Source organism: Phaeovulum sp. (assembly GCF_041596715.1).
Lineage (GTDB): Bacteria > Pseudomonadota > Alphaproteobacteria > Rhodobacterales > Rhodobacteraceae > UBA6213.
The window spans coordinates 1-3,353 of sequence record NZ_JBFHIA010000291.1 but is presented as its reverse complement, the minus strand read 5'-3'; the positions used below and the strand labels follow the sequence as shown (position 1 = coordinate 3,353).

The 3,353-nt window shown below is 66.4% G+C and carries 2 protein-coding genes; both read left to right on the top strand.

The genetic code is table 11. The features are described from left to right. Positions 1-439, top strand: a 439-nt coding sequence (locus ABY403_RS14795; RefSeq protein ID WP_372841587.1) for a PLP-dependent transferase, incomplete at its 5' end; no start/stop codon positions are given. A gap of 303 nt (positions 440-742) precedes the next feature. After that, positions 743-3,353, top strand: a 2,611-nt coding sequence (locus ABY403_RS14790; RefSeq protein ID WP_372841586.1) for a hypothetical protein, incomplete at its 3' end; no start/stop codon positions are given.

Sequence of the window (3,353 nt, the reverse complement as noted above, 5' to 3'; positions counted from 1 at the left end):
GCTGATGGGGATCGAGACCTTGAGCCTGCGGATGCAGCGCCATGTCGAGAATGCCGGGAAGATCGCGGAATGGCTGGAGCGTGATCCGCGTGTCGAGTCTGTCACTTACGCAGGCCTGCCCTCATCGCCGTGGCACAGCCGGGTGGCGAAGGTGACGCCCAAGGGGGCCGGGGCGCTGTTCACCTTTGCGGTGAAGGGCGGCTATGACGCCTGCGTGAAGCTGGTCGATAACCTCAAGCTGTTCAGCCATGTGGCCAACCTTGGCGACACGCGCAGCCTTGTCATCCATTCCGCCTCGACCACGCACCGCCAATTGACTGAAGCCCAACAGGTGGCGGCAGGGGCTGCGCCAAATCTGGTGCGTCTGTCGATCGGCATCGAAGATGTGGGCGATCTGATTGCCGACCTCGATCAGGCGTTGGCCTTGGCAACGGCCTGAGCAAAAGACTGAGGGCATGAGCGCGCGATGGTCTACCATCGCCCGCTCATGCCGCGCCTTGCTCGCCGATTTGGCGCAAGCGTCAAACGGCCAGCCAAGGCACCGCCTTGGCCAAAAAGACTTTCCAGACAGAGCATTTGCGTGTTTTTCCGCCCCGCCCCTTCGCGGCTAGGTGGGCGCGATATGGCGGCACAGATGGCATCCGATCAACCCGCCTTTCCATGCGCAGAAATCTGCCATAACCTGCCTTGGGGCCCGTTTCAGCGGTTTCAGCCCCTTGTTGATTTGTGCTAGGGGCTTGGCATGAAACCCTCTTTCGCGCTCAATCTGACACATGACGGCATCGGCCTGTTGCACCGCACGGGTTCCGGCTGGCTGAGTGTCGGGGACGTGCCGCTCGATTCACCCGACTTGCCGGGGGCTTTGGCTGCATTGCGGCGCACCGGGCTGGGCTTGGTGCCGCAGGGGATATTGAGCAAAATCGTCATTCCCGCATCGCAGGTGCTGTATCTTTCGATTGATGCACCCGGCCCCGATGCCGCGCAACGGCGGCGGCAGATCACCCGCGCGCTGGAGGGGCGCACGCCCTACGCGGTTGATGATCTGGTGTTCGACTGGTCAGGCACCGGCAAAACGGTGCGTGTGGCCGTGGTGGCGCGCGAGACATTGAATGAGGCGGCGGCTTTTGCCGAAACCCACCGCTTCAACCCGGTCAGCTTTGTCACGATTCCTGCCGCAGGCGAATTCGCGGGCGAGCCCTTCTTTGGGCTGACCCGCAGCGCCGCGCAATATCTGCCCGAGGGTGCCCGGCTTGACCGTGACCAAGACCCAATCCGCATTCTGGGCATCGCCGCACCGCGCCAAGAGGCTGACGCCCCCCCTGCCGAGTCGCAGGCCGCCGCCGCGCCAGAGCCAACGGCTGAGGCAAAGGTAGAGGCAGAGGCAACAGAACCGCCGATCGAGGTGCCTGAGCCCGAGCTTTTAGATGAGGTGCCGCCGCCTGATGCCGGGACAGAGCTTGATCAGTCGCCCGCGCCCACGCCCGAACCGCAGCCTGAGGCCGAACCGCAGCCCGAACCGCAGCCCGAGACCGAAACCGAGGCATCGGATACCGCCTCGGCGCTTGCCCAAGGCCCAGACCCAGCAGAGCCGCAAGCCGCGGCAGACCCCGCGCCGCCTGCTGACGCGCCAGCACCAGAGGCCGACCCCATCGCCCAAACACCCGTTTCGCAGGAGCCATCGGCAGTGACCGAGACACCCAAAGATGGGTCCGCACTCGACGCGCAGCAGGAGCCTGCGGCGGGGGTGAGCGACGTAGAGGCGGGCGCGGCCAAGGCTGACGAAACCTCGGCTGGACTTACCGCCCCACCAGAGATACCCGCCGATGCCGCAGCACCCGCGCCAAAGCGCAAGCCACGGGGCACTACCAAGGCGCCAAAACCGGCTGCAAAAGACGGTGCAGCAAAGCCTGCTGCAAGCCGCGGGAAAAAAAGCAAAAAAGCCGAAGCCGCAGCTTTGACCGCAGATGCTGCGACCGTCGAAACCACAGCGCCCGAGGCGGCGGCAGACGCGGCCGCCAAGAACGACGGGGACATTCCAGCCACAGCCAGCGCCGCACCGGATACAGGCGCACTGCCCGAGGCTAGCGAAGCAGATGCCGCAACCGAAGCCGGTGATGCGACAGAGCCAGTGACCGCGAAGCTCGATCTGCCTGCCGCCCCTGAAGCTGCAACACCCCCCGAAACCTTCGAACCCGATACCGCGAGCGATATTGGCCTGCCCGATGCGGCGGGCACCGAAAGCGCCGCCCCGCGCGAGGCAACAGAGCCAGTGGCCGCGCCACCCGAGGCCCTTGCCGCAGCAGACGCGCCTGCCGCCGCAGATCTTGCTGACGCAGGCTCAGACGCAGCCCCTGCGGCGGATGCTGCGCCAATCGAGGGTGATGCCGCGCCCGAGACTCCGGCTGCACCTGCGCCACCTGTCGCACTGCCCACCAGCGCCTTGTTCGCCAGCCGCCGCGCGCAACCTGACAAAAGCGCCACCCCGATCACGCCCAAAGGTTTGGTCGCGCAGCGCAATAAGGCCAGCGAAACACCCGCTCACGCGGCGCTGCAAAGCGATTCGGCAAAACCGGATGAAGGCGAAGTTACCAAGGAAACGGTGGCAGTCCCCCCAAGACTGAAACTTGGTGGTGCAGGTGCGCGGGTGCCTGACCCTCGACTGGCGCGCGAAGGCAGCGCCATCGCGGCACCATCCCCCGCAGCGGTGCGCGCAAAACCCGCACCGGGTGCGGCGCAGCAGTTGCAGGCACTTGCCGGGCGCGCCGCAGCATCGGGCAGCGCGGCCGGGCAGGCGCTGGCACGCAGGCTTGCAAACCGCAACGCGGCGGCAGCCTCGCTGACACCCGCCGACCCCGCGCCCACAGCGGATGTAAACGCGGCACCCGCCAAGCGCGGTGTGTTCGGCGCGCGCATGGCCCGACCGATACCGCGGCGCTCTGCATATCTGGGCGTGGTGCTGAGTTCGGCGCTTGTGCTGTTCATGGCGGTTGTGGCGGTCTGGTCGTTGTTTCTTGACCCGAAAGAACCGCCTGCGTCAGACCTGCCCGCCGTCGTGCAATTGCCCGCACCGGTCACGCCCGCCGATACCGCCGCCCCCATCGCAGATGCAATTGCCGAGAGCGGACCTCTTGCCCCTCTGCCCGAGATAGCGACCGTGCCGCTTGTGCCCGACCCCGCACCCGACGCGGCCCCCTTGGCGGACGAAAGTGCTAATGCCGCCACGCTAGCGCCTGACGCGGACAGCGCAGCCGCAACCGATTTGGCCACAGCACCAACTGCACCGACAAGCGAAGCAGCCGATGTGGGCGCGGCCGACGAAACGACCGCTACCGCAGCCGAGCCTGAAATCGTGC